The sequence below is a fragment of the Methanoculleus sediminis genome, from assembly GCF_001017125.1.
GTDB lineage: Archaea > Halobacteriota > Methanomicrobia > Methanomicrobiales > Methanoculleaceae > Methanoculleus > Methanoculleus sediminis.
Genome location: NZ_JXOJ01000002.1, coordinates 68,490 through 95,229 on the forward strand (window position 1 = coordinate 68,490; position 26,740 = coordinate 95,229).

General features: G+C 63.7%; 26 protein-coding genes. 13 read left to right on the plus strand and 13 right to left on the minus strand.

What is annotated here, in order from left to right; genetic code table 11:
- Window positions 1–766: 766 nt before the first annotated feature.
- The 6 genes from SZ63_RS03130 to SZ63_RS03155 all read right to left on the minus strand — a co-directional run bounded on the left by SZ63_RS03130 (window position 767) and on the right by SZ63_RS03155 (window position 7,409).
- Window positions 767–1,876 carry a LolA family protein gene (locus SZ63_RS03130; RefSeq protein WP_048181074.1) on the minus strand — a complete coding sequence of 370 codons (1,110 nt, stop codon included), beginning with the start codon at window positions 1,874–1,876 and terminating at the stop codon, window positions 767–769.
- Window positions 1,873–2,415, minus strand: a complete 543-nt coding sequence (locus SZ63_RS03135; RefSeq protein ID WP_048181077.1) for a hypothetical protein — start codon at window positions 2,413–2,415, stop codon at window positions 1,873–1,875. Before SZ63_RS03135 ends, SZ63_RS03130 begins: the two co-directional genes overlap by 4 nt.
- Window positions 2,412–4,034: a PQQ-binding-like beta-propeller repeat protein gene (locus SZ63_RS12345; RefSeq protein ID WP_052959050.1), complete on the minus strand. Its 1,623-nt coding sequence runs from the start codon at window positions 4,032–4,034 to the stop codon at window positions 2,412–2,414. Before SZ63_RS12345 ends, SZ63_RS03135 begins: the two co-directional genes overlap by 4 nt.
- 249 nt (window positions 4,035–4,283) lie before the next feature.
- Window positions 4,284–5,036 (minus strand): carboxypeptidase regulatory-like domain-containing protein, encoded by a 753-nt coding sequence (locus tag SZ63_RS03145; RefSeq protein ID WP_082122631.1) that lies wholly within the window; start codon window positions 5,034–5,036, stop codon window positions 4,284–4,286.
- Between the two features lie 37 nt (window positions 5,037–5,073).
- Window positions 5,074–5,829, minus strand: coding sequence for a hypothetical protein (locus SZ63_RS03150; protein WP_048181083.1), 756 nt, complete (start codon window positions 5,827–5,829; stop codon window positions 5,074–5,076).
- Window positions 5,826–7,409 (minus strand): GumC domain-containing protein, encoded by a 1,584-nt coding sequence (locus SZ63_RS03155; protein ID WP_048181086.1) that lies wholly within the window; start codon window positions 7,407–7,409, stop codon window positions 5,826–5,828. The genes SZ63_RS03150 and SZ63_RS03155 overlap by 4 nt, the downstream gene beginning before the upstream one ends.
- 138 nt (window positions 7,410–7,547) lie before the next feature.
- Between SZ63_RS03155 and SZ63_RS03160 the strand changes: the two genes are divergently transcribed.
- The 3 genes from SZ63_RS03160 (at window position 7,548) to SZ63_RS03170 (ending at window position 9,824) form a co-directional block, all read left to right on the plus strand.
- Complete coding sequence (locus SZ63_RS03160; protein ID WP_048181089.1) at window positions 7,548–8,291, plus strand: winged helix-turn-helix transcriptional regulator; 744 nt, start codon at window positions 7,548–7,550, stop codon at window positions 8,289–8,291.
- Window positions 8,292–8,489: 198 nt separating this feature from the next.
- On the plus strand, window positions 8,490–9,044 hold the full coding sequence (locus tag SZ63_RS03165; RefSeq protein WP_048181092.1) for a GNAT family N-acetyltransferase: 555 nt from the start codon (window positions 8,490–8,492) through the stop codon (window positions 9,042–9,044).
- Between the two features lie 102 nt (window positions 9,045–9,146).
- Window positions 9,147–9,824 (plus strand): Hsp20/alpha crystallin family protein, encoded by a 678-nt coding sequence (locus SZ63_RS03170; protein WP_048181095.1) that lies wholly within the window; start codon window positions 9,147–9,149, stop codon window positions 9,822–9,824.
- A gap of 5 nt (window positions 9,825–9,829) precedes the next feature.
- Here the strand turns inward: SZ63_RS03170 and SZ63_RS03175 are convergent, their stop codons facing one another.
- Window positions 9,830–10,552 carry a uracil-DNA glycosylase family protein gene (locus SZ63_RS03175; protein ID WP_048181098.1) on the minus strand — a complete coding sequence of 241 codons (723 nt, stop codon included), beginning with the start codon at window positions 10,550–10,552 and terminating at the stop codon, window positions 9,830–9,832.
- A gap of 94 nt (window positions 10,553–10,646) precedes the next feature.
- On the opposite strand from SZ63_RS03175, the gene SZ63_RS03180 reads away from it, so the two are divergent.
- Window positions 10,647–12,230, plus strand: coding sequence for a DEAD/DEAH box helicase (locus SZ63_RS03180; protein ID WP_048181101.1), 1,584 nt, complete (start codon window positions 10,647–10,649; stop codon window positions 12,228–12,230).
- A gap of 614 nt (window positions 12,231–12,844) precedes the next feature.
- Here the strand turns inward: SZ63_RS03180 and SZ63_RS03190 are convergent.
- Complete coding sequence (locus SZ63_RS03190; RefSeq protein WP_048181107.1) at window positions 12,845–14,104, minus strand: glycosyltransferase; 1,260 nt, start codon at window positions 14,102–14,104, stop codon at window positions 12,845–12,847.
- Between the two features lie 317 nt (window positions 14,105–14,421).
- Here SZ63_RS03190 and SZ63_RS03195 point away from each other — a divergent pair, with 317 nt between their 5' ends.
- Window positions 14,422–15,063, plus strand: coding sequence for an FkbM family methyltransferase (locus tag SZ63_RS03195; protein WP_048181109.1), 642 nt, complete (start codon window positions 14,422–14,424; stop codon window positions 15,061–15,063).
- A 147-nt stretch (window positions 15,064–15,210) separates the two neighbouring features.
- Window positions 15,211–15,666 carry an FKBP-type peptidyl-prolyl cis-trans isomerase gene (locus SZ63_RS03200; RefSeq protein WP_048181112.1) on the plus strand — a complete coding sequence of 152 codons (456 nt, stop codon included), beginning with the start codon at window positions 15,211–15,213 and terminating at the stop codon, window positions 15,664–15,666.
- Between the two features lie 4 nt (window positions 15,667–15,670).
- Here the strand turns inward: SZ63_RS03200 and polX are convergent, their stop codons facing one another.
- Window positions 15,671–17,401, minus strand: coding sequence for a DNA polymerase/3'-5' exonuclease PolX (gene polX, locus SZ63_RS03205; RefSeq protein ID WP_048183482.1), 1,731 nt, complete (start codon window positions 17,399–17,401; stop codon window positions 15,671–15,673).
- A 152-nt stretch (window positions 17,402–17,553) separates the two neighbouring features.
- On the opposite strand from polX, the gene SZ63_RS03210 reads away from it, so the two are divergent.
- Window positions 17,554–17,988, plus strand: coding sequence for a hypothetical protein (locus SZ63_RS03210; RefSeq protein ID WP_048181116.1), 435 nt, complete (start codon window positions 17,554–17,556; stop codon window positions 17,986–17,988).
- A 7-nt stretch (window positions 17,989–17,995) separates the two neighbouring features.
- On the opposite strand, the gene SZ63_RS03215 is transcribed toward SZ63_RS03210, so the two are convergent.
- Both SZ63_RS03215 and SZ63_RS03220 read right to left on the minus strand, forming a co-directional pair.
- The gene (locus tag SZ63_RS03215; protein ID WP_048181120.1) at window positions 17,996–18,262 is read right to left on the minus strand and encodes a hypothetical protein; all 267 of its coding nucleotides are present in this window, start codon (window positions 18,260–18,262) and stop codon (window positions 17,996–17,998) included.
- A gap of 141 nt (window positions 18,263–18,403) precedes the next feature.
- Window positions 18,404–18,709 carry a hypothetical protein gene (locus SZ63_RS03220; RefSeq protein WP_048181123.1) on the minus strand — a complete coding sequence of 102 codons (306 nt, stop codon included), beginning with the start codon at window positions 18,707–18,709 and terminating at the stop codon, window positions 18,404–18,406.
- Window positions 18,710–18,842: 133 nt separating this feature from the next.
- On the opposite strand from SZ63_RS03220, the gene SZ63_RS03225 reads away from it, so the two are divergent.
- From SZ63_RS03225 to SZ63_RS03245, 5 genes are all read left to right on the plus strand, one after another.
- Window positions 18,843–19,643: an FHA domain-containing protein gene (locus SZ63_RS03225; RefSeq protein WP_048181126.1), complete on the plus strand. Its 801-nt coding sequence runs from the start codon at window positions 18,843–18,845 to the stop codon at window positions 19,641–19,643.
- Entirely contained in the window at window positions 19,633–20,946 is a 1,314-nt protein-coding gene (locus SZ63_RS03230) for a serine/threonine-protein kinase (protein ID WP_048181129.1), read from the plus strand. The genes SZ63_RS03225 and SZ63_RS03230 overlap by 11 nt, the downstream gene beginning before the upstream one ends.
- Window positions 20,943–21,620 carry a potassium channel family protein gene (locus SZ63_RS03235; RefSeq protein WP_241481230.1) on the plus strand — a complete coding sequence of 226 codons (678 nt, stop codon included), beginning with the start codon at window positions 20,943–20,945 and terminating at the stop codon, window positions 21,618–21,620. Before SZ63_RS03230 ends, SZ63_RS03235 begins: the two co-directional genes overlap by 4 nt.
- 120 nt (window positions 21,621–21,740) lie before the next feature.
- Complete coding sequence (locus SZ63_RS03240; protein ID WP_048181130.1) at window positions 21,741–22,478, plus strand: SIMPL domain-containing protein; 738 nt, start codon at window positions 21,741–21,743, stop codon at window positions 22,476–22,478.
- A gap of 128 nt (window positions 22,479–22,606) precedes the next feature.
- Complete coding sequence (locus tag SZ63_RS03245) at window positions 22,607–23,269, plus strand: MBL fold metallo-hydrolase (protein WP_048181133.1); 663 nt, start codon at window positions 22,607–22,609, stop codon at window positions 23,267–23,269.
- Window positions 23,270–23,278: 9 nt separating this feature from the next.
- Here the strand turns inward: SZ63_RS03245 and SZ63_RS03250 are convergent, their stop codons facing one another.
- Complete coding sequence (locus SZ63_RS03250; protein ID WP_048181136.1) at window positions 23,279–24,139, minus strand: mechanosensitive ion channel family protein; 861 nt, start codon at window positions 24,137–24,139, stop codon at window positions 23,279–23,281.
- The gene (locus SZ63_RS03255; protein WP_048181139.1) at window positions 24,139–24,840 is read right to left on the minus strand and encodes a DUF432 domain-containing protein; all 702 of its coding nucleotides are present in this window, start codon (window positions 24,838–24,840) and stop codon (window positions 24,139–24,141) included. Before SZ63_RS03255 ends, SZ63_RS03250 begins: the two co-directional genes overlap by 1 nt.
- Window positions 24,841–25,264: 424 nt before the next feature.
- Between SZ63_RS03255 and SZ63_RS03260 the strand changes: the two genes are divergently transcribed.
- On the plus strand, window positions 25,265–26,698 hold the full coding sequence (locus SZ63_RS03260; RefSeq protein ID WP_048181143.1) for a sensor histidine kinase: 1,434 nt from the start codon (window positions 25,265–25,267) through the stop codon (window positions 26,696–26,698).
- Window positions 26,699–26,740: the final 42 nt, after the last annotated feature.

Here is a 26,740-nt window from a genome sequence, read left to right on the forward strand (position 1 = left end):
TTTGATTGAAATGACGCTGCTTCCGCTGTCGACAAACTGGCGTTCATCGAAACGCTTTCGACATTCGCATACAGCGTGCCTGCGCATTCCATATCACACCAATGAATCCCGGCGGACCTGTAAAACCCCGAATTCACGGAAAGAGCCGGTGCCGTCTGATCCGCCGGAAAAGGAGCGAGAGGCCTTCACCCCGCACCGGCATCGATCGTCGCGTCGATCGCCGCTCCCGGGGGGAACCATGGGAAAGACGGTCTCCTCCCACTCGATCCTGAAATCGACAGGGTAGGGGACGGCAGGTTCAAGTGCGTCCCTCGTGTCCCCGGCGGCGTCGACCGCAGAGAACACGGACCGGTCCCGCCGCCGAGGCGTCGCGGTTTCCAGAGGTGCCGCCATAGGTTTTGACAAAACGCCATCAGACCCCAATAACCGACCAATTTTACTATTTATCTCAAAAAAAGGCGTTTCCGCCAGAATGGTAAATGAAAAAGATTATTATTAGGTAGGTCGAAGTGTTGTTGGCCTGTGGGTACGGTGTTCTCTGTTAGACTGGGTAACGTCCATTAACATTCTCATCGCGGTCCTTCAGGCGATCGTTGCAAACTTACCTGATAACAATATCAGATCATGTCTCATTCCATCACAGAACTGGTGTCCAATTACTGATTCGGTTCAATCCACAACGTTACCCCTTTTTTAAACCGCAAGCACGTAACAGCCGCGCCAGGACTGATCGCTGCCCGCGATCGGGAGGAAGCGGCCGCCGGGATCATGCCGGAACCGGCACGATCCTGCACCCCACCGATTCCGCCACCCGTACGAGTTCTTCTTTGCCGAGCATGCCTGCCGTGAGCAGGCAGGAGTATTCCCCGGCACGCCACTTGAGGTGATCCCTTCCATCGGCAGAGACGTAATCGGCCTCCCGGCCACCGGCGAGGTGCACTGCATCAGGCGTGCCGGGGAGGAGCCCTTCCTCCCGGTACGGGTCGTGCAGCCGCTGCTCGAACTTCAGTTCATCGCTGCCGTCCGTGAACCGGAGTATAGTGTAGGCGCCGGGAAGATGCGCCCCGTCGGCGAAGCCGTACCCCTCCGGGAGATAGGACGGCATCTCCACACCCGAGTGTCGGGCGTCTTCGATGCTCCAGAGAAAGAGCGGCGTGATCGCAGCCGTCGGCATCGGCCGGACCTCGATGCCTGCCGGTGGATCGAAGATGAAGAGGTCGTCCGGGAGCCCGGTGTTCGCCGATGGATCGGTATATTCGGCGGAGAGGATCAGGTCCCCCTCTTTCCCGTATAACTCCATGCCAAGGAGAAGCCAGGTCCCGGCGTCGATCCGTGCCCGGAAAGAGTGAACCGCCTCCCGGTAGCGGGTGGGCGCCTCAAAGAGTTTTGAACCGCCCGCAACCTCAAGGATATAGGCGGTGCGGCCGCCGATTGATTCACTGCCCCGGTATGAGGCGTTCTGCTCCTCAAGCGACTTCGCGACCGTCTCCGCATAGCCCCGGACTTCCTCCGCCCAGCCGGGGTAGGGCGGTTCAGAGATGGAAGCGGCTATATACGGTCCGGCGACCGTCAGCGCCGTCCGGGTTGCCGGGTCGTAGCGCCACTTCCGGGTGCCGTTCGAGACGACGACGGTTCCCGCGAGGTCTGCGGGTTTCAGGAACTCCAGCCGGTAGTTCCCGGGGTCTTTCTGGAGCAGCCTGACGGTGACGTTCTCGGAACCGGCCGCTACCGCTACGGTGGCGGAGAAGTCCGCCGCCTGCTCCTGTGCCGCGACGAACCGGGCGGCGATCTCGTCCGCCGGCGGCGGGTCCGCGGCGGTGCCGAGGCACCCGGCCGTGAAGGCGAGGGCGAGGAGAGCGAGTGCTAAATGCTTCATTTACAGGCCGCCCCCGTCACGATGAAGAGCAGCCCGACGAGCGGCATGAGGAGAAGAGTATACAGGACCATTGCAACCGCCATGAAACCCGGTACAGGTGTCCCGGGAACAAGAGTGCAGAACGCGTTAGCGGCCAGGATGAGAGACAGGACGCTGACAAGGGCGGAGATAGCGATCGGCATCATTACCCTGCTCCGGCAGTCATCCGGGAAAGAGTAGAAGAACAATGCTGCCGCCGGAGGAAGCAGGAATAGGAATACATGGTTCCCGATATCGGGAACCGTCACGACCCACCTGGTGATTCCCGTCCAGAGCGCAAGAGCGGTGCAGACGGCCGCGAACGGGATGCCCCAGAACCACCGGGGCGACTCGTGCCGCATCGCCCGCAGGAACTGAACCGACCCGGCGAGCGAGACGAGCGAGAGCAGGATGATCACACTCCCGGAACCGATGGAGCCATGGGATGCGAGCGTCACCGGCATGACTGCCCAGAGGAAGAAGAAGACCGCGCTCGCGGCGATGAGCGGGGCGAGTTTCATCCCCGCCTCACCCCCCGGCGCAGGAGCGCGATACCGCAGGCGGCCGTCGCCGCGAGCGCCCCGAACCCCGGAGCGCGGGCGGGCGCCGTCCACCCGTTCTCCCCGAACGACCGGGTCGTCCCGGCAAGGATATAGCCGCCGTCGGCCGTCGCAGCAAGGGCCGAGATATCGTCGGTCGCATCGCCGCCGAAGGAACGGGCAGCGGTGACGTTACCCCTATGGTCCACGAGCACCAGCCACCCGTCGTGCGGCCCCCCGGCGTAGACCGTGCCGGCAACTGCATACTGCCCCGGCGACGGTGCAACCGCCGACGTGACAAGGAGGGCGCCGCCGGGAACCTCCGGCGTCACGGTCCAGGCGATATCCCCGGCTCCGCCGACCTTGATGAGGCAGGGGCCGGGGAGATCGCTTCCGGGGCGGAACGCCCCGCCGGCGACAAGGTAACCGACGGCACCTCCGCCGGGCACCACGAGAAGAGTCGCGCCGGTGCCGCCGTCCATCCCATCAAGCGTCTTCGTCCAGAGAACCTCCCCCGTCGGATCGGTCTTGAACAGTCGGATGGGCGCGGCGGTCCCGGAACGTGCCGCTTCCCAGGGGTTCCTCACCGCGACAAGGTAGCCCCCGTCGACCTGGGTCGATATGACGTTGTCCACAATCCCGGAGTCGTTGCCGCCGATGGTTCGGTTCCACTCCTCTCTCCCATCGCGATCGACCCTGACCAGCCATGCATCATCGGTCCCGGCATTCCTATTCCCACCGAGGATGAACCCGCCATCAGCAGCCAGATCGACCGTCGTGAAGAGTCCGTCCCCCGGGAACGTCCGGCTCCAGACCTCTCCGCCGTCCGGCGCGACCTTGAAGAGCCAGGCGCTCCGCGTATCCTTCTCCGGCGTCCAGCCGGTGCTCCCGGCGACGACGTAGTTTCCATCACCGGTCGCGACCACAGCACGCACGGTATCCCAGTCCGGCCCGCCGTAGGTCTTCCTCCAGACCTCGTTGCCGTCGGCATCCGTTTTGATCAGCAGGGCGTCCCGGAACCCCGTGTTCGCGGCGATCAGGTATCCCCCGTCGCCCGCCTGGAGCACCGACGCGACGTCCGCACTATCCCCGCCGGGGTAGGTCCGGTTCCAGACCTCGCTCCCCTGCCCGTCCGTTTTGACCAGCCAGATGGAGAGGTCGTACCAGGTTGCCTGCGTGCCCGTGGGCGGGGTGGCGAACTCCTCCGCCATCGCCCGGGTAATCTCCGCAAGCCGGGCGTTCTCCTCGTCGGTCAGGACCGGGTTCTCCCCCGCCGCCGGGGCGAACGCGATCCGGGTCACCGCACCATCAATCTCGTGCACCACCGGATATTTCCGCCAGATCTCACGGAGAGACTCATTTAATGCCTCCTTCTCTTCAGCGGAGCGGGGGGAGCGGTCGATGTAGCCGAGCAGGTTCTCCCGCTCGTCATCGGTTCCGACGAGCATGACGTAGTAGGGCGATGCCTGTTTCACCGCATCGTCGATCTCAAGCCGGTCGACGGGGGCCTCCACCGGGCTCTCGGCCGGGCGGGGGGTTTCGGCAGCCGCCGCCGGGAGGATGAGCAGGCAGAGGATGAGGATAACGCGAAGATACTTCATCGGATCAACTCCGGCCTCCCGATTTCGCCAAACATCGGTCCGGCACGTCTGCCGGCAGAACGGAAGGCCTATTAATGAGCGGGGGGGGAGGGCGTTATATATCTTTTCTGTGCGGATCATCTACCCTGCAGAGCAACGGTCGGACTTCGAATCTGTGCCGGGCCTCGTAGCGGCGCCACGGGAAACCCGTCTCCGAAAGCCCCGCCGCAACGACTGCCAGAGCAGTCGCGCCGAAGAGGTGTGCGCGGTTCACCTCTCCCGCCCCCGCGCCGCTCGAACGGCGAGCAGCCCTCCCGCGAGCGCAAGGATGCCCATCCCGGCGGAGAACCCGGGCGCGGTCCGGGCCTGCGGCGGCTCCGGCTCCAGTTCCAGGTCGAGCCGATTGGTGATGTTTTCGAAGGAGACATCCCGGTGCAGGGGGAGGTAGCCCTCCTTCTCGACCGATATGTTCTGGGCGTAACCGAACGCGTTCTCGATCAGGTAGCCGCCGTCGCCGGCGGTCCCGGTCGTCACACGGTGCGGCCCCCAGGCAAGCGGAAGGCCGGACTTAACCGTCACGGTTGCGCCGGAGACCGGACGGCCGTCGGTGTCCCTCACCGTCCCGATCACGTAGATCCACGGCGGCGGCGGGACGTCGACGTTGACGTAAACGTGCAGCACTGCTTCAGAGGTCTTCCCCAGGTTGTCGATCAGGGTCACGGTGATCGTCTCGTTGCCCTCCGCGACCGGGACGGTGCAGGCAAACTCGGTCGCGTTCCCGCACGAGACCCTCCCGGCGCTGCTTTCGACCACGATCTCCCGTATCCCGTTCGAGGCCCCGGCCCTGCCGGCGACTTCGACACGGGGCGGGACGAGATCGCTCCATACCGTCTCGTACTGCTTCGGCAAGGTGACGGAGAGGAACGTCGAGGTCTCGACCGTCGTATCCCCGGCCGTCGCCGGGGCTATAGCCGCAGAAAACAGCACGAGAACACCAAAGATCATCAGAAGGGTTCGTCTCATTGTCCGGCTCCTTAAAAGAGCGGTTGGGAGGGATCGTTTATACCCTTTCTGTGCCGAGCGTCTCCGCGTATGCAGCCCTCTCCGCCAGGGCGATCTCCCGGGGAGGAAAGACGACCAGCGCCCGGGGGTCCTCGTCGATGCGGATTGCCGAACGCTCCGGGTCTTCTGGCTCGCCGTTCGGCATGATGGCCACCGGCTCCGGGATCGGGTAGATCTCGACGGTGTGCCAGACCTCCGGGGTGGCAAAGGAGATGAACTCCAGCGGCCGGAGCGTGCCGTCGAGGACGGCGTAGATATTTTTGTAGGTGTCGTCGTAGGTCCGGTTCTGCTCGTGGTAAAAGACCGCGAGGTTCATCCCCCTCTCCCCGTACGAGATCTCGTCGAACGGAATGCTGTCGACGGCGGAGAGGACTTCAAGCGGGTGCGCGTGGGGAGGCCGGTAATCGAGCCGCTGGGACGAGAGATAGGCGCTCCCGTTTCTGATAACGAAAGCGGAGTGGACCCAGGGCTCTCCTGCCATATCGGCGAAGAAGTGAAACCGTATCACGGTGAACGATCCGTTCGGATCGAAACTCATATCGAGCCTCGCCCCCGTCGCCGTCTCGTTATCGAACGGGATCTCGCTCTCCATCGCCTCCCAGATCTCGATGAGCGGGGGGTTGTACTGTTCCACCGGGAGAACCGGGACGGTCTCGTAGTGTATCGTCTCGTAGCCGGGCGGGACGTAGGAGGCACGCCAGAGGACGAAGATCACCACGACGGCGATGCCGAGGATAAGCCACCGGTCTCTCATGCGTTCGTGCTCCCGGCAATGAGGTAGCCGCCGTCCACCGTGCCGATGCCCCGGAACGAGTAGAGGTCGATCGGCTGCTCCTGCCGCCGGACCTCATTGCCCGCAATGTCCCGGCCGACGAGCGTGACGCCCGCACCGGCGGCGGTGACCGAGAGGGAACCATTCTCCGACGCGACCACGACGCCGCCGGCGTCATCGACGGTCCGGTAATCCGTCATATTGCCGTTCTCGTCGAGCGTAAAGAGGTAGCCGCGGTCGACCCGTTCGACACCGCCCCAGAAGTTCTCGGGGAAGGTCGTCGATCGGTAGAGGACGGCGAACCGTCCCGGCGCCGTCTCCCGGACACCCAGGAGTTCGTCGAGCCCGTCGCTTCCGAAATCCCGGCTCCAGAGGACGGTGCCGTCCTCATCCAGGCGGACGGCCTGCAGGTAGGTCTCGAAGCGATCCCCGACGAAGACCTCTTGCCCCTCGGCAAAGACAAGGACGCCACCATCCGGCGCCGGATAGATCGGGTGGTAGTCGATACCGCCTGCGGCATCGAGCGTGGTCTGCCAGAGCCGGGTGCCGTTCTCGCTGAAGCAGGCGACCTTATCCTCCCACGCCGCGACGTACCGACCGTCCTGGGCGATCAGGGAGACCGGCATCATTCCCCGGCTCTCGTCGACGAACGATCGCTCCCAGACCGCCTCGCCCCCGGCACCGACCCGGACGAGCCCGGGGGTCTCCGTGGCTACCAGGAACCCGCCGCCGGGCGCCGGGACGAGCGCGGTCACGCGCCCATATCCGGCTTCGGCGATCACCCGACCGCGGGAATCCCCGCGGTCGCCGTAGGCGAGGATATACGCCGTGCTCCCTTCCCGGCCGTAGTCCGTGACCGCGAGAGCGTAGCCGTCCGGGAGTTCGGCGAGGACGTCGGGCCGGTCGTGGGCACCGAAATCCGCCCGCGCCTCCCACTCGATCTCGCCTGCCGCGGAGACCTTGAGGACCAGGACGTCGGTCTCCGGTGCGGGCGCACCGCCGGAGTAGGGCGCAGGGGGGATGACGCCTGCGGCGATTCCGGCCGTCGCAAGGAGCGGCGGGGCGACGATGAACGCGACGGCGACCACCACGAGCGGGAGAAGGTCGCGGTACGGCCGCTCCGGATCGAGGAACGACGCGACCAGCCCCCCGGTCCCGGCGACGAGCATCGCGCCGCCGACGAGGAGGAGAACCTGCCCCGGGGCTGCGACGAGCGACCGGACGAGGTAGACGGGATCGCCCAGGAACAGCAGCGTCCGGGCGGCGATTCCGGCGACCGCACCTGCGAGAACGGCGAAGAGGAGCCGGGTGCGGCGCGAGGCGGTGCCGTTCGCGTATGCCGAAAGGAACCCCGCGAAGAAGAGGACGAGCAGGATCGAGACGAACGTCTGCGTGATCCCCACCCCCAGGAAACCCTGGTTGTAGGCCGACGGGTCGCTCCAGCAGCGCGAGAGCGCCTCCACCACCCCGAGGAAGGCCGCCCCGGCAAGGAGCCCGATGCCGATCGAGACGGCGGCGATCCGTCGCCGCTGCACCGGCGCAGGCGGCTGCTCCTCCATCATAGTGGGAGGTGGGACGCGAGATTATATACGGTTTCTGTGCCGGCCGTCTACCTATCAGCCCCGGTTTCCCCGTATCCGGACGGTGACGGGCGTCGACAAAGCGCAAAGGTCAAGAGCCCGCACCTCGATTCCTGTAGCATGCGACGCCGGACGGCTGCCATACTCCTGATCATCCTTCTCGCCGCTCTTACAGCCCCTGCGGCCGCCACCGGGTACACGGTCAGCCCTGCCAACCACATACCCGACGGCCCGCCACAGGAACTGACGCCCCTCGAGTGGTGGCAGGTCCCTCCCCAGGTGCTGATAGCCGGCCTGTTCATCGGAACCTCCCCCGAACTCCTGGTCGTCGTCAACGTCCTGTTCCTCTTAAACGTCTGGCTCTTCTTCGGCTACCGCCGGATTGCGAAACGTGCCGCACTCGAACATGAGACCCGGACGGCGATCTACGACCACATTCGCGCTCACCCGGGCATCCGTCTCGGCACCCTCGCCGGGGACCTCGGGGTAAACCGCGGCACCCTGAGGTACCACCTCGGGAAACTGCAGGAGTTCGGGATGATCACCGCCGCCGCAGTCGAAGGCCGGACGGGCTACTTCGAGAACCGGCAGAAGTATTCTGTTCTCGAAGAGAAGGTGCTCATCCACCTCAAAAACCCGAACACGCGGGAGATCCTCGCCATCCTGTTGGCGGGGGGCGGGGCGTCGCGGCGGGAACTTGCCGAACGGCTCGGGATCACCGCCTCGTCGGTCTCGTGGCACCTGCGGCGCCTGAAGAACGACGGGATCGTCTTCCAGGAGAAGGAGAGAGGAGACGCCCGGTACTCCCTGTCGGAGGATCTGACGGCTTTTGTCGGGGAGCGGGCGGGTTGCCGGGAGGCATGAAGGAACGGGCAGTGTCTGAAGGTGTAGAGGGAACTGCTTTTCCTGGTGGGCGGGATATCGAAAAGATCTTACAAGTTAGGCCCCGGCATACAATTTTTCCGCAACTCGCCATCCCTCCGCAAACCGGGAACCACAACAGGTAATACCCATCCACCGAAACCAGCCATATTCAGGCTTTACCCACCCGGAGTAACCACGATGAACCCCCACCGCATTCATGCCGAACGCCTCGACCTGATCCCCGCCTCGCTCGAGATCCTCGAGGCCGACCGGAACGACCGACAAAAACTCGCCCGCCTCCTCTCCGCCGCCGTCCCGGGTTCATGGCCGCCGCCGCTGCTCGACGATGCGACGCTCTCCGAGTTCGTCCGGATGGCGGCGGAGAACGCCGATCCCTGCTTCATTACCTGGTACTGGGTGCTCGACGACCCGGCGGAGGGCGAACGGGTTCTCGTCGGCACCGGCGGGCTTGCCTCGTCGCCGCTTCCCGGCACGGTCTTCATCGGCTACTCGGTGCTCGAGGAGTTCCAGCGCCGCGGATATGCGACCGAGGCGGTCCGGCATATCGTCGCCGCGGCCTTCGCTCTCCCCGGTGTCCGGCGGATCATGGCGACGACCTACCCGGACCTCGCCGCATCCATCCGGGTGCTCGAAAAGAACGGGTTTGTCTACGCGGGCGAGGGGCCCGGCGGCAAGGGGTTCGAAGAAGGAATCGTCGCCTACGTGCTGGAGAAGCCCGGCGCTTCTCGATGAGGAGAGAGAGGGCGTAGCCGCCGCCCCGCACAGGAACCTATATGAAGTGCTCGCACCCTGTGTGCCTGCCGATACCGAAGAGTGAGGCAGGAAGTTGGAACCATGGCATGGAGAAGACCGTCGCGCGAGATCTGGGGCGAATTCGACCAGATGATAGGGGATATGCAGAAACAGTTTTCCGAGGTGATGGAGCGGCTCTCGGGAGCCGCACAGCAGGTGCCCATGCTCGGGGGAACCGGAACGGTGGTCGACGTTCTGGAGCACGAGGCGGACGTCGTGGTCGTTGCCGACCTCCCCGGCGTCGCGAGGGAGGGGATATCCGTCCGGCTCCTTGATGCGAGGACACTCAGGATCACCGCCCGGAGGGAGGAGGCGAAGGAGGAGAGGCAGGCGGGGTACCACGTCCGGGAGCGGAGGTTCGGCGCGATCTCCCGGACGGTCTCCCTTCCCACCGACGTCCGCGACGAGGGGGCGACCGCCACGTTCAAGAACGGCGTCCTCGAGGTGCGGCTGAAGAAGGTGGCCGAGACCCGCGGAAAAGAGATCTCGGTGAGTGAAGAGGCCGCCGAGCAGCACAGAGAGCAGGTGGAGGAAGAATACCGGGAGGCACGGGAGAAGATGGAGCCGTCCGGCTACCTGCGCTCCCGGGACGTGATGGAAGCGGCTGAGGGGATCGAACTCGAGGAGCGGGGGACCCCCGAGGAGCAGGAGACGGCCGCGAAACTCCGCGAGCAGAAGGAGCGGCTCTACGAGGAGGGGAAGAAGAAACTCGAGGAGTAACCCGATCATCCCGCGAGATCCCGGAGGATCTCGAACCCCGACTCGATCGAGGCCAGGTACCGCCGGTTGCGCCCGCCCGGGTAGGGCAGGCAGAGAAGCCGGCTCTCCTCGAAGATCGCCTCCCGGGAGAGCCCTGTTATCGTCCCGGCGCCACGGAGAGCGCTCGCATAGGGCTCGATATGACGGAGGCCCAAAAGAGCCGTGTTCCCGAGGGCGACGACGTAATCGGGTGCGAGGGCGGCGACCTCCGGGGCGAGCGTCTCGCAGGCGCTCATCCGGATGAGATCGGCCGGGATGGCCGGCCTGCGGTTCTTCCGGAAGACGCACCGGACCGTATCGACGAGGAAGAGCCCCTTCGCGGCGAAGAGGTCCAGATTCTCCCGGCGCGAGCTGCCGTCGAGCCCGAGCAGACGAAACAGGTTCTCCGCGAGCCCGCGGGAGAGGGGCGCGGCGCCGGGACGGCACGGCGCGTCGTAGCGATCGTTCCAGAAGTAGGGATAGCCGGGGCTCCGGCAATCGGCCGGTTCCGCGATCTCGTGCCGCCCGGCGGCCCAGGGCGGCGATTCGGCGACAAAGAGCACCTTCACGCGGCCGGGTCTCCGGGACGCGGCGTCGCAGGCGTCGTGGGGCAGGAGCCCGGGCAGAAGAATGCCGCACAGATCGGGGCGACCGAGCGCGTAGCGGCGGTAGGCCTCCCGCATCGCCGGTGGAGAATGCCGGATATCCATCACTGCAGGTTCGCCGCGAAGACGGATATCTCTGCGGGTGGATCCGGCGTGAGATGCGACATATAATGAGGTCTCAGAACCAAGAAGTGGAAGAATGGAGAAGAATATTACCTTCCAGGAACTCAATATCTCGCCAAAGACACTCCGCGCAATAGAAGATATGGGTTTTGAAGAGCCCACGCCCATCCAGATCAGCACCATACCGGCGATACTCGACGGACGCGACGTGACCGGCCAGGCACAGACCGGAACGGGGAAGACGGCGGCGTTCGGCGTCCCGGCGATCGAGCGCGTCGACACCGACAGCCGGGAGACGCAGATTCTCGTCCTCTCCCCCACCCGGGAACTCGCCATCCAGACCGCCGAAGAGTTTGCCCGCCTCGCGAAACACCACCGGGGGATCAACATCCTCCCGATCTACGGCGGCCAGCCGATCGACCGGCAGTTCCGGGCGCTGGAACGCGGCGTCCAGATCGTCGTCGGGACACCCGGCCGGGTGCTCGACCACCTCGACCGCGGGACGCTCTCGTTCGGCGCGGTGAAACTCGTCGTCCTCGACGAGGCCGACCAGATGCTGGACATGGGCTTTCGCGAGGATATCGAGAAGATCCTCGACGAAACCCCGCGTGACCGCCAGACGATCCTCTTCTCGGCCACCCTCCCCAAACCCATCCTGGAGATCTCGAAGAAGTTCCAGAAGAACCCCGAGTTCATCTCGGTCGCACGCCGGGAAGTGACCGTCCCGCAGATCGAGCAGCTCTACCTCGAGGTGCGTAACCGCGACAAACTCGAGGTCCTCACCCGGCTGCTCGACATGTACGATCCCGACCTGACCCTGATCTTCTCGAACACCAAGAAGGGTGTCGACGACCTGACCACGCACCTCCAGGCCCGCGGCTACTTCGCCGAGGGCCTCCACGGGGACATGAAGCAGACCCTGCGCGACCGGGTGATGGCGAAGTTCCGGGCGGGGTCGATCGACATCCTGGTCGCGACAGACGTCGCCGCACGGGGCATCGACGTCGAGGACGTCGACCTGGTCATCAATTACGACGTCCCGCAGGATATCGAGTACTACATCCACCGCATCGGCAGGACGGCGCGGGCCGGACGCACCGGGCGGGCCGTCACGTTCGTGGGCCCGAAGGAGTACTTCAAACTCCGGACGATCCAGAACTACACGAAGATCAAGATCGCCCGGATCCCCCTCCCGACGCAGGGGGACGTCGAGGAGAGCCGGACGCGCAAACTCATCGACCGGGTGCATCAGACCATCGAAGATGGCAATCTTGACCAATACGCGAACCTCGTCGAGCGGATCATCGCCGAGGATTACACCTCGCTCGAGGTCGCCGCCGCCCTCCTGAAGCTGGAACTCGGCGCGGCCGGCCAGGGCCAGCCGCAGGATATCGGGCCCGCCCGGGGGCTGGCTCTCCTCAGAATCCCCGTCGGAAGAGAACACCAGATCAGGCCGAAGGATATCGTCGGAGCGCTCGCGGGCGAGACCGGGATTCCCGGCAGCGCCATCGGCGCGATCAACATCTACGACACCTACTCCACCGTCGACGTGCCCCTTGACGCCGCCGAGCGGGTCATCGAAGGGATGAAAGGAAAGACTATCGCACGGGCCCGTCTGACCCGACCGATCGAGATCGTCGAGGCGCCCGGCGGGCGGTAAGTCGCCGGCGGCATGTGAAGCCGGAATCTCGAAAAAAACCATTTTATCGGGCAGGCGCAACACGCCGGGATGCTTGAGGCGCACCGGAAGACCTGCAGAGCAGAACAGTCATCGACCAGAAACGTTTTTCCCGAAGCCGGAGCATCGTCCGGTTTGAACCGGCGGGATCACCGCATGGCAACCCGGAGGTGCGGGGGGATTCTCCGGGGTAGCGGCACCGATCCCGTCCGGGGAAAAAGGTTATATATGCTGGCGCGTATTCTACACCGTCTGGGGGGTGGTGGCGTCAATAGGTACGGTACAATCTCTTATCTTCCGGAGTCTCATCGCCATCGAAAAATCGAGGATTATCTGCCCTAAGACCCGCATATTAGTAAATAGCATATTTGCAAGATGGTGTGCTGCAAACTCCTGCCCGGGTTCGGCCGGCCATCTCTGCCACCTGCCCTGCATCAGGGGCGCGACGGGGCAATCCGACCCGAAGCCCCCTCCTCCGGAAAAACCGGATCCCCGGAAAATTCCACATGAATCTGCCGGATGGGAGCGGCCGTGAAACCGCTTTCACGGCCCACCCACCCGGAGGTGTATCGGGAGTTGTATACCTTTTTTTGCGGTCAGGTATTCTGAACGCCGATTTCCGTATTCAGCATGTCCAGATAGTCGGAGAGGAGGCGGGTGATCAGGAAGTTCTGCCGGACGTGCTCCTTGCCGGCCCGGCCGAGCCGCTTCCCGAGGTCAGGGTTCTCGAGGACCTGCCGGATCCTCCAGGCAAACCCATCGGTATCGGTCGGGTCGAGGAGGAACCCGGTCTCGCCGTCCTCGATCTGGAGCGGTATGCCCCCGACCCGGGACGCGATGACCGGCCGCCCCTTCCAGAGCCCTTCGGTGACGGTCAGGCCGAACCCTTCGCGGAGCGACTTCTGAAGGATGACACACGAGACCCGCTGCAGGGCGTTGACCAGCAGGTGGTCTTCGGCGGTGATCAGGATGACGTCGCCGGCCTCGATGAACTCCCGGGCCTTCTCCTCGACGCGACGGTAGATCGCCCAGCCTTCGGGATCGTCGGGAGCCATGCTCCCGCAGAGCACCAGCCGGCAGTCGACGTGCTCGCGCACCCGGGCAAAGACATCGACGACGCCTTCGGGGTCTTTCCACTTGTCGAACCGCGAGATCTGGGTGATCAGCGGTTTGTCGATCGGCACACCGTACTTCTCGAGAAGGCCTGCGATCTCCGCGTCCGTGAGATCGCGGTTCTTCTCCGAGAGGGGATCGATCGCCGGACGGCAGATCCACTGCTCCATCGGCATGCCCGCCCGGCGGTACTCCTCGTGCGAGATGACCATCCGGTCGTAATCAAGAACGTAGTCCTTGAGGAACTCCCAGAGATCCACGTCCGGGTTCGAGAGATCGACGTGGCACCGCCAGACCCAGGGCTGGGTCTTTCTGTAGAACCGTATCAGGGGCAGGGGCTGCGGGTCGTGGATGACCACAAGATCGTGGTCGATCTCCATCTGCCCGGAGAAGCATTCGTTCGTCCGGAGATAAAGCCCCTTCTCCTCGTCCGAGAACGATATCGCCTGTCCCTGCAGAGCGTTGTGGAAGTTCTTGGTGATGGTGAAGAAGTCCCCCTCGCCGTTTAAGATATTCCACTGCGTCCTGATCCCGACGTCGTTCATGAGCGGCACGAGCGAGAGGATCATCTCCGCTACGCCGCCGCTCTGGTATGTCGAGTTCACGTGAAGGACCCGCTTCCCCCGGAGGGCCACCGCCTTGCGGTAGATCCCGGAGATGACATCGTCGCCGACGATGGGCCGGTGGTCCTCGAGCGTCCGGCCGTTGTCGCAGATGCAGGTTATTCCGTCCATATAGGCCATCGCAAATCTCCCCCTCAAAGGCAGTACAGAGACTTACTGCACACAGCATCTGTACCCTCGAATTAATAAATATATGCATGTAAAAATAATTTATTTCAAGCCAGATTTTAACCATAAGGGGAATTATAGGGGCAAAATATGAATTTGCGTGATGCAAAGCGATGACAAACATGACGAAAAAAGTTAATAAGGTGAAAAATTTCGGGGCCCCGGGACGATGCGGATTTGAAGAGCCCGAGGGCGGGGTGAAGCGGCGCGCCACCGGAAAAGAAGAAGAAACGCCCATATAGAGAGGATTCCCAATCTGATACGGTGCGATGTATCGAAAAAACGTCGGGAAAACCGGCATCGAACCCGGGCACACGCCCCTCTTTACCACCTCCGACGGCGTAACCTTCAGGAGGATGCCGCACGGAGCCGACGCCGTCTACGTCGTCGGCGAGTACCGCTTCGACGACATCCGGCCCGACGATATCGTCCTGGACCTCGGAGCCAACGTCGGTGCGTTCTGCATCCGGGCCGCCCGCCGCTCGAGGCACGTGCTGGCCGTCGAACCCATCCTCACGGAGGCACTCCGGGAGAACGTCGAGAGAAACGGCGGAGGGGTCACCGTGGTGGACGGGGCGCTCGGCACGGGGGAGAGCGTCCGGGTCGCCTGGGGGGAGAGAACACTCGCCGTGGCGACCAGCACCCTCGGTGAGTTCGCCGCCATGGCCGGAGGATGCGACTTCCTGAAGTGCGACTGCGAGGGGGCGGAATGGTTCATCAGGCCACGAGACCTCGATACGGTGCGCCGGATCGAGATGGAACTTCACATGCCCCCGATCGGGGGACCGGTGAACAGGACGCTTCTCGACTACATCGGGGAGCACTACGATTTTGAGATAGAGCGGACGCCCGGCTACGACGTGAAGGGCGTGATAGGAGTTCTACACGCCGTCCGGAAGAACGGCAGGTGAACGTCCGGCGGCGATCGCGGGACGGGGAGGTTCAGGCAATCCCGGCCGGGATACAACGACAGGTAAATTCCCCGAGATCCGGCTAACCGCGACCAACCGGCATGCATAAATAGGGATCGGCAACAACGCCCCCGGTGGTGATGCAGTATGGCGCAGGCAAAAGAAGGCGACACCGTAAAGGTGCACTACACCGGGAAACTGGAAGACGGAACGGTCTTTGATACCTCCGAAGAACGGGCCCCACTGGAGTTCACCATCGGCAGCGGTCAGATCATCCCGGGGTTCGAGCGCGCCGTGGTCGGCATGGAGCCGGGAGAGGCAAAGACAGCCACGATCCCGCCCGAAGAGGCATACGGTCACCGCCGTGATGAGATGACCATTACGGTGGACCGGGAACAGTTTCCCGAGGAGATCAACCCCGAACCGGGCCAGCAACTCCAGGTTCAGCAGCCGGACGGCAGGGCGGCCATCGTCGTCGTCAGCGACGTCTCGGAATCGACCGTGACGCTGGACGCGAACCACCCGCTGGCCGGACAACCCCTGACATTCGATATCACGCTCGTGGATATCGTCAGCGCTGCGCAGGAGCAAGCAGCCGGGTAACCCTCTACCCCAGCAACCTTCTTAACTCCGGAAGCGGCCGGGTGTTGGCAATATCGTCCGTCGAGAGCCATCCCCGGCGGGCGGTCGCGACGCCGAGTTCCATATACCGGAGGTTCTCCCGGCGATGGGCGTCCGAGGCTACCGAGAACCGGGCACCCGCCCCGCGGGCCGAACGGGCGTTGACGTCGGAGAGGTCGAGCCTCCCGGGGAACGCGTTGATCTCCATGGGTACCCCGAGCGCTGCCGCGGCATCGAAGACCGCGGCGAGGTCGATCCGGTAGGGTTTACGGGAGAGGAGGATCCGTCCCGTCGGATGGCCGATGATCTTGACGTGGTCGTTGTGCATCGCCTTGAGCACCCGTTCCGTCATCTCTTCTTCGGACTGCTTGAACCCCGAGTGGACGCTCGCCACCACCACGTCGAGGTCGGCGAGGATGCTGTCAGGGAGATCGATCGTGCCGTCCATGCCGATGTTGCACTCGGTGCCGGTGAGGAGGGTGAATCCGTCGTCGCTCTCCCGGTTGATCCGCTCGATCTCCCGCATCTGGCCGGCAAGACGCTCGGGGGAGAGGCCGTGGGCGATACGGAGGCTCTCTGCATGGTCGCAGATGGCGATGTACTCGTAACCGAGCGCTTTCGCCGCTTCCGCCATCTCCTCGATGGAATGAGCGCCCTCGCTCCAGGTGGTGTGGACGTGGAGATCGCCTCTGATCGCATCGTAGCCGACGAGGTCGGGCAGGGTTCCGGTCCGGGCAGCCTCGATCTCCCCCCGGTCCTCCCGGAGTTCCGGTTCGATCCAGGAGAGACCGAGGGCCCGGTAGATCCCGGCCTCGTCCTCTCCCGCGACCGCCCGGCCGGTTGCGAGATCGACGAGCCCGTACTCGTTCAGCCGCCAGTTCCTCGCGATCGCGAGTTTGCGCATCGCGATGTTGTGCTCCTTCGAGCCCGTGAAGTACTGGAGGGCGGCCCCGAAATGTTCGTCCTCCACCACCCGCAGATCGACCTGGATGCCGGTCGAGAGCACCACCGAGGTCTTCGTCATCCCCCGGACGAGGACGCGCTCGACCCCGGGGAGGGTGGCGAAGACCTCCATCACCTCCTCGGGGCGCGGCGAGGTCGCGAGGATGTCGACGTCCCCGATCGTCTCTTTTTTCCGGCGGATCGACCCGGCGAGGCTCACCTGCCGGACAGACGCGAGCGATGAGAGCCGCCGCTCGATCTCCCGGGCGACGGGAAGGATCTGTCCGAGAAGGCGGCGCTCCTTTGCCGTCCTGCTCACCCGGACGCTCGCGAGGATGTTCGCTTCGGTCTTCTCCCCGAAACCGGGCAGATCGCGGATCCGGCCGGCCGTCGCCGCCGCCTCCAGGTCGTCGACCGTCCGGATGCCGAGTTCCCGGGAGAGGGCGATCGCCTTCTTCGGCCCGATCCCCTCGAGCCGGGTGAGATATTGCACGCCCCCCGGGAGTTCTTCGCGGAGAGAGGAGAGATACCCGAGGCTGCCGGTCTCGAGGATCTCGCGGATCTTTTCGGCGATCCCCTTGCCCACCCCCGGGATCCCGTCGAGATCGCCTTCCCGTGCGACGTCGGCGATATTCTCCGGCAGGGTCTCGATCGCCAGCGCCGCCCGCCGGTATGCCTGCGGCTTGAACCGGACGCCCTTGATCTCCAGGAGATCGGCGACCTCGTAGAGGATTGCCGCGACCTCGATATTCGTCACCCGTGAATGGTTCTCCATGACGGTCACCGGAAGGCAGAGGCTACACACTCTGCGATTCCGGATTTATTCATCGCCGGTGCCTACTTGAAGGTTGTGATCTGCCGGCGGAAGAGGCCCCGGCCGGTAAATCCATATGGTCGGAAGGCCTTTCGATCTCCAGGAAGGATCGCATGGGCGAACGCAAAAAGGAGTCGGTTGCCGAAGTCCTCGTCTCGAGAGTTATCGGGATCGTCGTCTTCCTGATCGTGCTCGGCATCTTAAACATCCTCGCGGACGCCTACGTCCGGATACCGATCTTCCTTCAGGTCGTTGAGTTCCTCAACGCCAACCTCGGGCTGCTCATCCTGATATCGGCCCTCTTCCTCGTCGGCGACCTCTTCGGGGCCCTTCCGCTCCCCCTGAACCTCCCCGGCCCGATCTTCGGCGCATTCGGGGCCGTGTTTCTGGTCATCTTCATCGCCAGGTTCTTTCTGTTCTTCGCCGAGATTACCGATCTTGGGTTCTTCTTCGTCTTTGAGAGGGTGCTTTCGATTCCGGTCTACCTGCTCGTCTTCGTCATCGCGCTCATCGCGGGGTACATCGGACTCTTTACGGATCGGGCATGAGCCGGGGCTACTCGAACCCCTCCGTCTCCTCGAAGGTGCTCACCACATGATCCCGCAGCCTCCCGGTCTTCGGGTCGATATGAACCAGCACGAAGAGTTCGTGTTCGCCGCTCTCCCAGAGAGCAAGGGCGGGCCTGTCCTCCTTTGCCTGGAACCCGAGCGCCCCGAGGGTTTCCCGGACCTCGTCGTAGGTTGGGTTCGCGGCGAACTTCTCCCGGATCCTGGCCTTCATGGCCTCCTGTGCATCCCGGTCGATGGGTACCTGTTCCGGCATACGCCAACCATACCGCGTACGCCCGGATAAATCTGACGCGGCGGAGGCGAATCGGAAAGGCCGGGTTTCGAAGAGAGGACGCCTTTATCGGGCGTTGAAGCCGGCAGACTCCCCTCGCACCTAACGGTGCTCAAGCTCCTGTCATTCTGGCAGTCGCACTTCGGGACCTTCCAGGTCGTCGTAGGCAGTCACCCGGTAGCCTGCATACCCGCCCCCGAGATTCATCTGCAGGAGGACGAAGATCCTGAGATCGGGCTGCACCCATATCGCGACGTCGGCATCGTCCTGCTCCGGCACGAAGTTCAGCGAGCGGAGCGCCTCCCTGACATCGGCATAATCGGGCGTCGACTGGATTATCTCCTCGATCTCCACCATCACGGCCTGCCGCTGCAGAGTCCCGATATCTCCAAGCATGTCGCCCTCGATCGCCCCCCTCGTATAAAACATGATCCGGGGTAAGGCCGCGCATCGGGCGGCGTCGATCAGGGCGTGCCGGTATGGTCCGCCGCCCGTTGAGGGGCACAACCTTCATCAGAGACCTCGTTAAAACATACAGCAACGGAGTCCCGAACGAGAGCCTATGACCGACGACGACTCAAGGACGCTTATCCTCGATATCGACAACGACGACCTGCAGGAACTCTCCGAATACCTGGACGTGCTGAGCAGCAGCACGCGTTTGAAGATCCTGAAGGTCATTGAGCGAAGCCCGAAAGACGTCCGGCAGATATCGGCCGCGATCGAGACAAGTTACGAGAACACGAAAAAGCATCTCGACAAACTGATGAGCATCGGGGTCGTCCGCAAAGAAGCCGGCCTCTCGCGCCCGACCGCAAAGGGAGTCCACCCGGTCTGGAAATACTCGCTCGTGCCCGGCGGGCTCGAAGCGATCACGAGGAGCCTCGGGCTCTTCTCGAACCTGAAACTGACCCTCACGGACTCCGTGCTCGCGAAAAAACTCGCCGGCGTCCGGGAGACGTTCTCGGGAGAGTTCTCCGGGCAACCCCCGGTCGTCATCCTCCTCGGGGGCGCAGAGGACGGCAGGGTCTTTGCGCTCGCCGGGGACATCATCGCCGTAGGCCGGGCGGATTCGGGAGCTCCCGAACGGGCCGGAGAGGCGATCGTCCTCGGCGAGGAGTACGCGGCGGTCACCCGTGTCTCGAAGCCGCACGCCCGGCTCACCCGCCGCCGCGGGGACGGTGCCTGGCTCATCGAGGACTGCGGCAGCACGGGCGGCACCTTCGTGAACGGCACGCCGCTTGAGGCGGGCACGCGGCGGGAACTTCACGACGGGGACCTCATCGAACTCGCGAAAGGCGCGCCGGGGGCAACCCTCGTCTTCGTCGTTCCCGGGGGGGTGCCGGTGCCGGATGCCGCCTGACCGGGCCGGGCGGGCTGCCGTCCTGCTCCTCGTCGCCGCGCTGCTCCTCGCAGCCGCCGCTCCTGCCGTCGCGGGCGCCGGAGGGCCGCCCGAGCACTCGAACGCCTCCCCCCAGGGCATCGAATCCGCCGGAAAGAACCCGGATGGGGATAAGGACGCCGCCCCCGGGCAGAACAACGGCAAGGGCAGGGCCACGCCGGAAGAGACCGTCACGCCCCGACCCTCGGCCGACGCGACCGTCACGCCCGAAAATACCCCGACGGTGGCGACGCCGGGTGCAACGGCAACCCCGACCGCCGGGGGTATGCCCGAAGAGAAGAACAACGCGACCGACGCCGACCCGTTCCCCTGGGCCATTCTGGTTCTCGTCCTCCTCGCAGGGGCCGTCGTTTTCGGCGCCCGGTACCTGACGGGACCGCCCAGAAAGGAGGCGGAGCCCGCCGCGACCATCCTTGCCGATGCATACCAGACAGTGCTCTCCCGCCCGGCAGGGTTCCCGCCCGAACTTGCGGAGCGCTACGACCGGATTGCCTTTGTCGGAAGAGGAGGGCTCGGGCAGGTCTTTTCGGCGGTCAGACGCGATGACCGTCGAACCGTAGCGGTGAAGATCCCGGCCGCCTACGACGAGGCGACGGGAAAGACCTTCATGAAGGAGATGCGGTTCTGGGAAGACCTGGCTCACCCGAACATCGTGACGGTTCACTCGGTCAATATCCTCCCGGTACCGTTCGTTGAGATGGAGTACCTCCCCCGGACGCTGGATGACCTTGAAAAACCCCTCCCGGTGGAGACCGCCGCCCGCATCGCCGCGGGCATCGCCGCCGGGCTTGCCTACGCCCACGAAAAGGGCGTGATTCACCGGGACATCAAGCCGAGGAACATCCTTCTCGACGACGGCCTGACGCCGAAGATCACCGACTGGGGGATGAGCACGACAGTGGCGGCGAGCGGGGATACCGGTGTCGCCGGATTCACCCTCGCCTACGCGGCCCCGGAGCAGATCGCCCCGGAACGGTTCGGCAGGGCCGATGCACGGACGGACATCTACCAGCTCGGCGCCGTCTTCTACGAACTGGTGACGGGGAAGGCGCCCTTTGCCCGCGAGAGTCTCGCCGGGCTGGCCGAAGCGGTCATCCGCGAGCAGCCCGCCCCTCCCTCAGAGATAGACCCCACGCTTGCAGCACTCGACCCGATCATCCTCCGGTGCCTTGCAAAAGACCCTGCCGACCGCTACCAGTCCGCCGGAGAAGTGCTCGAGGCGATCGAGGCCGTGTTCGGCGACGCGGAAGAGGGGAGAGCGTGAAGAACCTTCTCGCCCGGTACCTTGCCCGCGCCAGGGCGATGCAGTTCCACTACCTGCTCGCGTCGCTCGTCCTCCTGCTCGCCGTCTACCCCTACGTGAGTGCAGGGCCGACCGGACCGGCCGCCCTGAAGGTGCTCTCGTCCTTCGTCCTGATCACCGGCGTCTACGCCGTGAGCAACCGGCGGCGGCAGGTCGTGATCGCCGTCCTCCTTGCAGTGCCCGCCTTCGGCCTCGGCTGGCTCCACATCATCACCGGCGACCCGGCACTCGGCAGCGCCGAGAGCGTCTTCACGCTCCTCTTCTACGCCTTCACCGCGCTTGTCGGCCTGTCAAGGGTGCTCGGGACGCGCCGGATCACCACCGACACCATCTACGGCGCGGTCTCCGTCTACCTCCTCATGGGCCTCACCTGGGCGACGGCCTACAACCTTGTCGAGGGTATCACTCCCGGATCGTTCTCGGCAGAGTCAGGAGCGGGTTTCACCTTTCCTGCGTTCATCTACTTCAGTTTCGTCACCCTTGCAACGCTCGGCTACGGCGACATCACGCCGGTCACCGATCAGGCCAGATCGCTCGCCCTGCTCGAGACCGTGAGCGGGACACTCTACATCGCCGTCCTGATCGCCCGGCTTGTGGCGACGGCCGGATGGCGAACCGATGCCACAGACGAGTGAGCGGTGCAGGGATTCCAGAGATAAATGGCGGGATTCCCGATCCGTCCGGTTAAAACTACGAAAAATATCGTAGCTAAAGCAAGATATTTATTTTGACCGAATCAAGAGATGATTGATACTATGCGAGGAAAAGCAGCACTTCTGGGGATCGCTCTCATGGTCCTCTGCGCCGCGGTGATCGGCAACGTCACCGCACAGTTGCCGGAGGAGTCCAGGGACAAACTGATCCAGGTCACCGGCACGGGCAAAGTGACGACCACGCCCGACCAGGCCGTCGTCGTCTTCGCGGTCGAGACCGAGAACACCGACGTCAAGACAGCACAGCAGCAGAACGCAGACAGGATGGATGCCGTGGTCAACGCGCTGAAGAGGGCCGGCATTCCGGAGAAGGACATCAGGACCGCCGGCTACAACATCATCCCGATAACCGAGACCGACAGCAGGGGCCTGACAACCGACAGAGTCAAGTACTACCGGGTCATCAACAGCCTCGAGGTCACGCTGAACGACGTGAACCGCGCAGGCGAGATCGTCGATCTCGCGGTGGAGAACGGTGCGAACAAGGTCAACCGGTTCTCGTTCACCTTAAGCGACACAAAGCAGCAGGAGTTCCGGTCGCAGGCCCTGACCGCCGCGGTTGCGCAGGCACGGGGCGACGCTGATGCCGTCGCCGCGGCCATCGGCAAGACCATCGTCGACGTCAAAGAGGTCAACGTCGGCGGCAGCTACGTGCCCCTGGCCTACGAAAGCCGCTATTCCGGCATGGATATGGCAGCGGGCGTTGCCGCAAAGACCCCGCTCGAGGTCGGCGAGATCGACGTGACCGCTACCGTCTCCATCTCCTACATCATCTCATAATCACACCTCTACCACCTCTTTTCGTCTGCACGTCCGGGGTGCTCCGAACCCCGGACCACCATCACCTCCCCTCCCGGCCTGCCCCATCGGGAAGGATAATCATTTGCGGGGAGAGACCGAGTCTATCTATGTTCACGATAACCGAAGTCTACAACAACATCCCCTGCCGGGAGGGGCTCACGGCGGACTGGGGGTTCTCCTGCCTGATAGAGGAGGCAGGGCTGCTCTTTGACACCGGAGAGCGCGGCGACGTCCTTCTTGCCAACATGCAGGCGCTCGGCATCGATCCTTCGTCCGTCAGGTATCTCGTCCTCTCCCACGACCACCACGACCATATCGGCGGCGTTGCGGCGTTCCTTGATGCGAACCCGTCGGTGGAGGTCTATGTCCACGACGCATTCTCCGAAAAGACGCTTTCGCTCATCCGGGAGCAGACCGAACCGCGGATTGTCCGGGAGTGGACGGAGATCGCGGACGGGATCGCCGTGACCGGCCCGCTCGGGGCCGATATCCGGGAGCAGGCGCTCGCGGTCGCCGTACCGGACGGCTACCTTGTCGTCACCGGGTGCGCACATCCCCATATCGGCCGGATCCTCGAGAGAGTATCCCGGGAAGGCAGGGTATGGGGCGTCATCGGCGGGTTCCATACCGTCTCCGGCGAAGACATCGACGCCCTTGCCGGAGTGGCGTACCTCTCGGCATCGCACTGCACCAACCGGATCGGGGAACTCGCAGAACGGTACCCGGGCTCCTTCCGGGCGGGGGGCGTCGGGAAGGTGCACCGGATCTAAAAAAACGAATTAGTTTTCCTTCTCTTTCTTCTCGCCAGGCCGGCCCTTCACCTCAAGTCCGTCCGCAAACCAGACGGTGCGCTGCGGGAAGGGGATCTCGATGCCGTTCTCTTCGAGCGCAACCTTGATCTTCCAGAGGAGATCCGTCCGGACGTCCCACCAGTTCCGGGCCGGCGCCCAGATGTAGGCGGTCAGGTTGACGCTGTTGTCCCCCAGATTATCGACGAAGACCGAAGGGGCCGGGTTCTTGAGTGCGAAGGGGTGCTTCTCGATGACCTCCCTGGCAATCCGGATCGCTTCATCGGCGTCGTCCTCGTATCGGATGCGGATCTCGTACGTGAACCGCCGGGCTGCGTTATGGACGTAGTTCGTGATATTCGAGGTGAAGACCTTCTCGTTCGGGATCCGGATATAGATCCCGTCGTAGGTCTTGATGACCGTCGAAAGGATACGGACATCCTCGACGCTGCCGCTGACATCGGCGACGTTGATGTTGTCCCCGAGCTTGATGGGGCGCTCGAACATCAGGAAGAGGCCGGAGATCAGGTTCGAGACGACGCTCTGGCTGGCAAAACCGATGACCAGACCGGCGATGCCCCCGGCCACCAGGAGACCGGAGAGGTCGAATTCGAGCTGCGGGAGAGCGACGACGAACGCCCAGACGATGATGACGTAGTAGACCAGTTTCGCGAGCAGTTCGCGCTCGTTCACGGGCAACCGTTCCGAGAGAGCCCGCCGGACGTTCGTCGCGACAACCTTCGCGATTATAACGCCGACCGTGAGGATAACGGCGAAGTACAGGAGGCGCTCGACGGTGATATCCCCGACGCCGATCGGGATCTCGAAGATCTCTGTCACGTTGAACGCCATCAGAGACCCCACTCCATCAGGTATCCGCGGTCGATAGCCGGGATCTTGCGGGCCGTGTAGAGCTCGACGGACTTCACCATCCCGGGCCGGAGCGGGGCGTCGATGAAGTCCGTCTCCGCCATAGTCTTGGTGAGAAGTTTCATCGTGGCGGTGGCCGCCACGAAGTCACCGTAGTAGATCTTCATATCGGTACTCTCAAAGACAACCCGGGACACCTCCACCCACTCGCGGCAGGTATTGTGGATGGAGAGTTCCATCACCCCCTCGCGGAAGGGATCGACGGAAGGGATCTCCGGGTAGACCACGCTCTCGTAGTACCGGGCGATGACCCCATTCGTCGGCGAGCCGTAGAGCGCATATTTCTGGGTGCCGAGAGCAAAAACATCCAGCACCTCGATATCCCGCGCAGACTCCACGAAGACGCCGATCTCGACGGGGAACTTCAGGTAGACCGTCCGGGAAGCGCCGGGCTCGATCATCATCGGGGAGAACTCCACCTGCAGGAAATTCGTGATCTCCTTGGGGAGGTTGACCGGCTCGACCGGGTTGATGACCACCTCCCCCGTATTCGAGACCAGGATCCGCTCGAACGTCTTCCCTTCGCACCTGCGCCGGTAGGTCAGGAGACCTCCGGCGCTCTCGGCTTCCACCAGAATATCGTTGTATTCACGGCGAAAAGTGCCTCTGTAACGTCCGAACATCAACTATGATCTGCAAATACTCAAATATTAATCTACGTTATAGACGCGATCCGCCGGAGTCGCGTCCCGGCACCGGATCGCAAAAGACGGATCAATACGGGCATTTGTGGAGTCACTCACGCAATAGGGAGTAGTTGTGGGAAATCAGCCCGGTCTAAATGGGAACGAACTGGGAAGATATATATAATAAATCCATTCGAAAGTATATTTTGCAGAAGATAAATGAACACTCTTTTAACCGGCTGCTCCAGACATTTCTCCTGTGCGTTCGCCCCAAACGATAATATGCATGGGGCACCGTATCGGCCGGCACGGAGGACTCGCCCGGAGATCCAGGCGAGAGGCCCTTCTCGCGGCATTGCGGGACGAGAACAGTTCCCGGGTGATGCGTTTGAAGACAGAGCAGCAAAGAGTCAGGGAGTCCATGAATCGCAGCCAGATACCCATGAGTATCTTCAACCACCTCCAGCAGCCGGCGCTCGTCCTCGACTGCGAGGGGCGGGTGATCATCTGGAACAACAGCATGGAGCGGTACACCGGCGTTCCGGCGGAAGAGATCGTTGGAAAAGGTGAGTACGTCCATGGAAAAGCGCTGTTCGGGGAGGCGTGCCCCACACTGGCAAACTGTATCCTGACTCACGGTGAAGCCGGGAGCGGCCATTACCACCTGCTGCACCACGAAGGCGAAGAGTTGCTCGCCGAGTCGCGCATCCCCACGAGATCCGGGAGAGCGGTCGTCTGCATGGCCGCCCCCCTCTACGATACCGGCGGCCGACAGATCGGTGCGGTCGAGACCATCCGCGACGCTCCATCGGAGATGGTGGCCGAAGAGTCCCGCGGAGTGCCGGAGGAGCAGGTGCAGATCCTGGCAAGCACCCTGCCCGACATGATCTTCACGCTCAACAGGGACGGCATCTTCACCCAGTTCTTCTGGACCGGCGGCTGGAACCAGGGCGTAAACCCGGAAGGGGTCGTGGGCAGAACACCCCATGTGCTGTTTCCGCCGGAGGAGGCTGACTTTCTGACCGGAGCGGCGTTCCGGGTCATCGAGACGGCGGAGGCCGTATCGGAAACCCGGACATTCGCGTGGCGCGGTGAGGAGCGGTCGTTCCAGATCGCCATCCACCCCCTGCATAACGCTTCCGGGAGGATCGTGGCCGCGACCGGGGTAGGCCGGGAGATCACCCGGGAGATCGCCTGCGAACAGGCCAGCCGGCTCTCCAGCCTCTACCTCGACCTGCTCGGCACCGACATCTACAACACCAGCATGGTTGCGGCAACGATCATCGAGATGCTCCGCGACCGGCTCTCCGACGAAGAGGCGGAACTCGCCCAGAGGGTCAAGATCACGATCGAGCAGGGGATCAACGTCATCAAGAACGTCGAACTGCTGACCACGCTCAACAAACACCGCATCCGCCTGGAACCGGTCGACCTCTCCGCCGTCATCCGCGACCAGATGCAGCGGTACGCGGGCATCGATATCGGGTACGAAGGCGGGACCTGCATGGTCTGGGCGAACCCGCTCCTCGAGCATATCATATCCAACCTGATCAGCAACAGCATCAAGTTCGGCGGCATGAAGGTCAGGATCGAGATATCCGTCATGGAGAGCGCAGATACCGTGACGCTCTCCGTAGCCGATACCGGCATCGGCATACCTGATCACTTGAAGCCGAACATCTTCGACCGTTTCAGCCGTGAGGGCAGCAAAACCGCCTCCGGGAGCAGAGGTCTCGGCCTTCACATCGTCAAGACCCTCGTGAACCGGTACGGCGGACGTGTCTGGGCGGCCGACCGGGTTCCCGGCAAGCCGGAGGAAGGTGCGGCAATAAAGATCATCCTGCAGAAGTGCTAGCGGGGTTTTTCGCGAATTTGGGTGCGGGCCGCCGTCCCGAGG

Coding starts and splice junctions, on each gene's coding strand:
- SZ63_RS03155 (WP_048181086.1), bottom strand. CDS start 7,409: ATGATGGAGGAGCAGCCGCCTGCGCCGGTGCAGCGGCGACGGATCGCC.
- SZ63_RS03230 (WP_048181129.1), top strand. CDS start 19,633: ATGCCGCCTGACCGGGCCGGGCGGGCTGCCGTCCTGCTCCTCGTCGCC.
- SZ63_RS03165 (WP_048181092.1), top strand. CDS start 8,490: ATGAACCCCCACCGCATTCATGCCGAACGCCTCGACCTGATCCCCGCC.
- SZ63_RS03175 (WP_048181098.1), bottom strand. CDS start 10,552: ATGGATATCCGGCATTCTCCACCGGCGATGCGGGAGGCCTACCGCCGC.
- SZ63_RS03195 (WP_048181109.1), top strand. CDS start 14,422: ATGTATCGAAAAAACGTCGGGAAAACCGGCATCGAACCCGGGCACACG.
- SZ63_RS03250 (WP_048181136.1), bottom strand. CDS start 24,139: ATGGCGTTCAACGTGACAGAGATCTTCGAGATCCCGATCGGCGTCGGG.
- SZ63_RS03245 (WP_048181133.1), top strand. CDS start 22,607: ATGTTCACGATAACCGAAGTCTACAACAACATCCCCTGCCGGGAGGGG.
- SZ63_RS03200 (WP_048181112.1), top strand. CDS start 15,211: ATGGCGCAGGCAAAAGAAGGCGACACCGTAAAGGTGCACTACACCGGG.
- SZ63_RS03130 (WP_048181074.1), bottom strand. CDS start 1,876: ATGAAGCATTTAGCACTCGCTCTCCTCGCCCTCGCCTTCACGGCCGGG.
- SZ63_RS12345 (WP_052959050.1), bottom strand. CDS start 4,034: ATGAAGTATCTTCGCGTTATCCTCATCCTCTGCCTGCTCATCCTCCCG.
- SZ63_RS03145 (WP_082122631.1), bottom strand. CDS start 5,036: ATGAGACGAACCCTTCTGATGATCTTTGGTGTTCTCGTGCTGTTTTCT.
- SZ63_RS03260 (WP_048181143.1), top strand. CDS start 25,265: ATGAATCGCAGCCAGATACCCATGAGTATCTTCAACCACCTCCAGCAG.
- SZ63_RS03240 (WP_048181130.1), top strand. CDS start 21,741: ATGCGAGGAAAAGCAGCACTTCTGGGGATCGCTCTCATGGTCCTCTGC.
- SZ63_RS03135 (WP_048181077.1), bottom strand. CDS start 2,415: ATGAAACTCGCCCCGCTCATCGCCGCGAGCGCGGTCTTCTTCTTCCTC.
- SZ63_RS03220 (WP_048181123.1), bottom strand. CDS start 18,709: ATGTTTTATACGAGGGGGGCGATCGAGGGCGACATGCTTGGAGATATC.
- SZ63_RS03170 (WP_048181095.1), top strand. CDS start 9,147: ATGGCATGGAGAAGACCGTCGCGCGAGATCTGGGGCGAATTCGACCAG.
- SZ63_RS03180 (WP_048181101.1), top strand. CDS start 10,647: ATGGAGAAGAATATTACCTTCCAGGAACTCAATATCTCGCCAAAGACA.
- SZ63_RS03190 (WP_048181107.1), bottom strand. CDS start 14,104: ATGGCCTATATGGACGGAATAACCTGCATCTGCGACAACGGCCGGACG.
- SZ63_RS03160 (WP_048181089.1), top strand. CDS start 7,548: ATGCGACGCCGGACGGCTGCCATACTCCTGATCATCCTTCTCGCCGCT.
- polX (WP_048183482.1), bottom strand. CDS start 17,401: ATGGAGAACCATTCACGGGTGACGAATATCGAGGTCGCGGCAATCCTC.
- SZ63_RS03215 (WP_048181120.1), bottom strand. CDS start 18,262: ATGCCGGAACAGGTACCCATCGACCGGGATGCACAGGAGGCCATGAAG.
- SZ63_RS03210 (WP_048181116.1), top strand. CDS start 17,554: ATGGGCGAACGCAAAAAGGAGTCGGTTGCCGAAGTCCTCGTCTCGAGA.
- SZ63_RS03150 (WP_048181083.1), bottom strand. CDS start 5,829: ATGAGAGACCGGTGGCTTATCCTCGGCATCGCCGTCGTGGTGATCTTC.
- SZ63_RS03225 (WP_048181126.1), top strand. CDS start 18,843: ATGACCGACGACGACTCAAGGACGCTTATCCTCGATATCGACAACGAC.
- SZ63_RS03255 (WP_048181139.1), bottom strand. CDS start 24,840: ATGTTCGGACGTTACAGAGGCACTTTTCGCCGTGAATACAACGATATT.